Annotated in this window: 5 protein-coding genes; all 5 read left to right on the top strand. The window is 63.9% G+C overall.

The window, feature by feature from the left end:
• Window positions 1-352: 352 nt before the first annotated feature.
• Window positions 353-1,276, top strand: coding sequence for a phosphatase PAP2 family protein (locus WMO66_RS12465; protein WP_349136749.1), 924 nt, complete (start codon window positions 353-355; stop codon window positions 1,274-1,276).
• Complete coding sequence (nrdG, locus tag WMO66_RS12460; RefSeq protein WP_349136748.1) at window positions 1,273-1,836, top strand: anaerobic ribonucleoside-triphosphate reductase activating protein; 564 nt, start codon at window positions 1,273-1,275, stop codon at window positions 1,834-1,836. Before WMO66_RS12465 ends, nrdG begins: the two co-directional genes overlap by 4 nt.
• Window positions 1,814-2,257: a dUTP diphosphatase gene (gene dut, locus WMO66_RS12455; protein WP_418487579.1), complete on the top strand. Its 444-nt coding sequence runs from the start codon at window positions 1,814-1,816 to the stop codon at window positions 2,255-2,257. The genes nrdG and dut overlap by 23 nt, the downstream gene beginning before the upstream one ends.
• Window positions 2,257-4,326, top strand: coding sequence for a YgiQ family radical SAM protein (locus WMO66_RS12450; protein WP_349136747.1), 2,070 nt, complete (start codon window positions 2,257-2,259; stop codon window positions 4,324-4,326). Before dut ends, WMO66_RS12450 begins: the two co-directional genes overlap by 1 nt.
• A gap of 82 nt (window positions 4,327-4,408) precedes the next feature.
• Window positions 4,409-5,032, top strand: a complete 624-nt coding sequence (locus tag WMO66_RS12445) for a DUF3786 domain-containing protein (protein WP_349136746.1) — start codon at window positions 4,409-4,411, stop codon at window positions 5,030-5,032.
• The last annotated feature ends 76 nt before the right edge of the window (window positions 5,033-5,108 follow it).

Here is a 5,108-nt window from a genome sequence, read left to right as displayed (position 1 = left end):
GGCCGGGTACTGCGAGATTGCCCCGGCCGGATAACAAGATGGCCCCGGCGAAAACGCAGCTGCCTGCACGAGATTCCCACGTCGCTTCGCTCCTCGGAATGACAAATCTGGTGGCTTTGCGCCACGAAATTAACACTTCAATATCTGCAACTGCCCATGGCGCTCAGTGAGCGCCGCTACAGGCGCAATTGGTGCATGCCATTTTATCGATACCCGGTACGAATCGTCAGTGCGTCGCCGGGAGCGGCGTGCCGCTCCCCTACGATGGTGCGCCTCATGATTTGCCCGATTGCGGTTTTTCCGGCGGTGTGCTATACTATACCAATAAACCAACGATAGGGGAGGCGCTGCCATGTCTTTTTTATACTGGCTCGAATCCATCCGCTGCCCGTTTCTCGACGTCGTCATGCAGGCATTCACCTGCTTCGGCGAGGAGCTGGCGTTCCTGCTGCTGGCGCTGACGATCTTCTGGTGCGTCAGCAAGGAGGAAGGCTATTATCTGCTGTTTGTCGGCTTCTTCGGCACGGTGCTCAATCAGTTCCTCAAGCTGCTGTGCCGCATCCCGCGGCCATGGGTGCGCGACCCGAGCTTCACGATCGTGGAAAGCGCGCGCAGCGGGGCGGGCGGCTATTCCTTCCCGTCCGGCCACACGCAGAACGCCGTCGGCACGCTCGGCGGCATTGCCCGCTGGCACAAAAATCGCGCGCTGCGCATCGTGTGCATCGTGCTCGCGGCGCTGACGGCATTTTCCCGCATGTATCTCGGCGTGCACACGCCGCTGGACGTCAGCGTGGCGGCTGTGACGGCCGTTGTGCTGATCTTCGTGATCTATCCTATCGTGCGCAGCGCGGCAGAGGACCCGAAAAAAATGGCCGTTCTGCTCGGCGTGATGACCGTCGTGGCGCTGGCCTATGTGATCTATGCGAATTTTGCCCGTTTCCCGGCGGACGTCGACCCGGACAACCTCTTTGAGGGCCGCAAGAACTCCTGCTCGCTGCTGGGTGCGCTGCTCGGCTTCTGCGTGGGCTACACGCTGGAGCGGAAGTATATCCGCTTTGAGACGAAGGCCGTCTGGTGGGCGCAGGTGCTCAAGGTGCTCGGCGGAGCGGCGCTGCTGCTGGCTGTCAAGCAGGGCCTGAAGCTCCTGTTCGTCGCCGCGGGCTTTACCTGGATCGGCACACATGCCATCCGCTATTTCTTCGTGGTGCTGCTGGCGGCGACGGTCTGGCCGCTGACGTTCCGGTGGTTCGCACGACTGGGGAGGAAACAAGCATGAATTATGCAGCTATCAAGACCTGTGATATCGCAAACGGCCCCGGCGTGCGGACAAGCCTGTTCGTCTCGGGCTGCACGCACCACTGCAAGGGCTGCTTCCAGCCCGAAACATGGGATTTTTCCTATGGCGAGCCGTTTACGCAGGACGTCATCGACACGATCCTGCATTCCCTGGAGCCTGCCTATGTGGCCGGGCTGACCCTGCTTGGCGGCGAGCCGTTCGAGCCTGCCAACCAGCCCGCCGTGGCGGAACTGCTGCGGCAGCTGCGGGCGCGCTGCCCCGGCAAAAATGTGTGGGCCTTTACGGGCTTCCTGCTCGACCGGGACCTGCTGTCCGGCCGGGTCGGCGACGCGGCTCTTGTGCGGCAGATGCTCGGCTGCATCGACGTGCTGGTGGACGGCCCGTTCGTGCTGGAGAAAAAGGACCTTGCTCTGCGGTTCCGCGGCTCGTCCAACCAGCGGCTCATCGACATTCCGGCGACGCTGGCATCCGGCCGGATCGTCCTGTGGGACGACGGCTATCAACGCGGAGGGCATTATGATGCAAAAGGTACCCGTTAAAATTTTGCGTGAGGGTGCGGCGCTCCCCACCTACGGCACGGCCAGCTCGGCCGGGGCTGATCTGCGCGCCTGCCTGGACGCACCCGTCGTGCTTGCGCCCGGCGAGACGCGCCTGATCCCAATCGGCATCGCCATGGAGATCCCGGAGGGCTATGTTGGCCTGGTGTTTGCCCGCAGCGGGCTTGCCAGTCGCCGCGATCTGGCCCCGGCCAACAAGGTCGGCGTTGTCGACTCCGACTATCGCGGGGAATTCTTCGTCCCCATGCGCAACCACGGCGCACAGCCGCAGACCATCGAGCCGGGCGAGCGCATTGCCCAGTTCATCCTCACACCCTATCTCACGGCGCAGTTCTTTGAGACGGAGACGCTGACGGACACTGCGCGCGGCGAGGGCGGCTTCGGCTCCACGGGGGCGAAATAATGGCGGGCTTTCTTCCGATCAACGCGCGCGAGATGCACGCCCTCGGCTGGGAGCGGCCGGACTTCGTCTATGTCCTCGGCGACGCCTATGTCGACCACCCGTCGTTCGGCCATGCCATCATCAGCCGCGTGCTCGAGCGCGCGGGCTACCGTGTGGCCATGCTGCCGCAGCCGGACTGGCGCGATCCGTCGTCCGTGCTGGAATTCGGCGAGCCGCGCCTCGGCTTCCTTGTGACGGGCGGCAATATGGACTCCATGGTCAATCACTATTCCGTCGGCCGCCACCGCCGCCGCACGGATGCCTATACGCCCGGCGGCGTGACGGGCAAGCGGCCGGACTATGCGACGGTCGTCTACTGCAACCTCATCCGCCGCAGCTTTCCAAAGATCCCGATCCTCATCGGCGGCATCGAGGCCAGCCTGCGCCGCCTGGCACACTATGACTACTGGTCTGACAGCCTGAAGCGCTCCATCCTGCTCGATTCGCAGGCCGACCTCCTGCTCTACGGCATGGGCGAGCGCGCTATCGTCGAGGTCGCGGACGCCATGAACAGCGGGCTGGACATCCACGATATCACCTTCGTGAACGGCACGGTCTACCGCACGCGCGACTGCTCCGGCGTGGTGGACGCCATCACGCTGCCGTCCTATGACGAGCTGCGCGCCGACCGCCGCCGCTACGCCGAGAGCTTCGCCGTTCAGTACCGCAACACCGATCCGTTTTCCGCCAGGTGCCTCATCGAGCCGTACGGCCGCGAGTTCGTGGTGCAGAACCCGCCGCAGCCGCCGCTTTCCACGCAGGAGATGGACGACGTCTACGCTCTGCCGTATCAGGACACCTATCACCCGTCCTACCGCAAGGCGGGCGGTGTGCCCGCCATCGCCGAGGTGCAGTTCAGCCTCGTCTCGAACCGCGGCTGCTTCGGCGGCTGCTCGTTCTGCGCGCTGACGTTCCATCAGGGCCGCATCGTCCAGACGCGCAGCCATGACTCTCTGCTGGCCGAGGCGGCGCGCATGACGCAGCATCCCGACTTCAAGGGCTACATCCATGACGTCGGCGGCCCGACGGCCAATTTCCGCCAGCCCGCCTGCGAAAAACAGCTGACACACGGGGCCTGCCAGAACCGGCAGTGCCTGTTTCCGACGCCGTGCCGCAATCTGCGGGCGGACCATACGGATTATGTAAACCTGCTGCGTGAGCTGCGCGCCATCCCCGGCGTGAAGAAGGTCTTCATCCGCAGCGGCATCCGCTTTGACTATCTGCTGGCCGACGAGGATCCGACCTTCCTGCGCGAACTGGTGGAGTACCACGTCTCCGGCCAGCTCAAGGTCGCGCCGGAGCACGTTTCGGATCAGGTCCTGCGCTATATGGGAAAGCCGCGCCACGCGGTCTATGAAAAATTCTGCCGCAAATATGCCGCGCTGAACGAAAAGCTCGGCAAAAAGCAGTATCTCGTGCCCTATCTCATGAGCTCCCACCCCGGCTGTGGCCTGCGCGAGGCCGTGGAGCTGGCGGAATATGTCCGCGACCTCGGCTATATGCCGGAACAGGTGCAGGATTTTTATCCCACGCCCTCGACGCTCTCGACCGTCATGTACTATACGGGCCTCGATCCCCGGACGATGGAGCCGGTCTATGTGCCGACCGACCCGCACGAAAAAGAAATGCAGCGCGCGCTCATCCAGTACCGCGACCCGAAGAACTATGCCCTTATCCACGAGGCCCTTGTCAAGGCCGGGCGCACGGACCTGATCGGCTATGGCCCGAAGTGCCTCATCCGGCCGCGCCGCGGCGAGGCAGAAAAGGCGCCGCACCCGGCGCAGAAGCAGCCAGCACAAAAGCGCCCTGCGCAGAAGCGGGAGAGGCCCGCAGAAAAGAAACCTGCGGAAAAGCCGCGCAAGGCGCAGCCTGCCGCAAAGGAGCCGCGCAGAGCGGAGCGCGGGGAGGCGTTCGGCAAGCCGACGGCCGCCCAGCTCCGGCAGGCGGAGCGCTATCTGAAGACCCGAAAGAAAAAGCAGACTGTCAAAAAACCAACCAAGCCAAAAGCTTCAGGGGGAAGAAACGTGTGAAAGGAAACCGTCAGGGTGTCCTTTCGCGTTTGATCGCCAGCCGCGGCGGGACTTTTTGACAAGCTGAAAGGATTGAACCGATATGAGACCTTCCAACTATGATCTGCAGGCGCAGGCGGCGGGGCGCAGCTTCGCTGCGCAGGACCTCGATGCCATCGCGGCGCGGTTCGCCCTGCGGCGCGATGAGACCTATCTCTATCTGGAGCTCCTGCATGAGCCGCTGCGCCTTTCCCGTACGGACGGCGCGGCCGAGCGGCAGCACGACGGCGTCTGGATGCCTGCGCCCTTCGGCGCGGCCATGACGGCCTATGACCTGCTGAGCAATCCGAACGGTTTCCCCGTTCTGGCCGGGCAGTGGTGTTCGCACGACAGCTTCAACGCCGTGCAGGCCGGAACGCTGCAGGGGCAGCTGAAGGCTTCCGTCACGCCGCCCGCCGCGCAGCATTTCTCCGGCCGGATCGACCGGCTGCGGCAGGCCGTGGCACGGCTCGGCGGCACACCAACGGACGGCCCCGGCGATTTTTCCGCCGTGCTGCCGGTGCTGCCGTTCTTCCCGGTGCTGCTGCGCTTCTGGGAGCAGGACGACGAATTCCCGGCCCAGCTGCAGTTCCTGTGGGACCGGAACTCCATGCGCTACCTGACGTATGAAACGTCGTTCTATACCCACGGCGCGATCCTGGACCGCCTGCTCGAGGCGGACATGTAATACTGATTCCTGATTAAAACATTTCATCAGGAATCCCGTGTGCTACGCACACTCGCATCGTGCTGACGCACGCTGC

It is taken from the genome of Faecousia intestinalis, from assembly GCF_040096185.1.
Lineage (GTDB): Bacteria > Bacillota > Clostridia > Oscillospirales > Oscillospiraceae > JAZOXB01.
The sequence above is the reverse complement of the archived record's forward strand: the minus strand, read 5'-3'. Positions and strand labels throughout refer to the sequence as shown.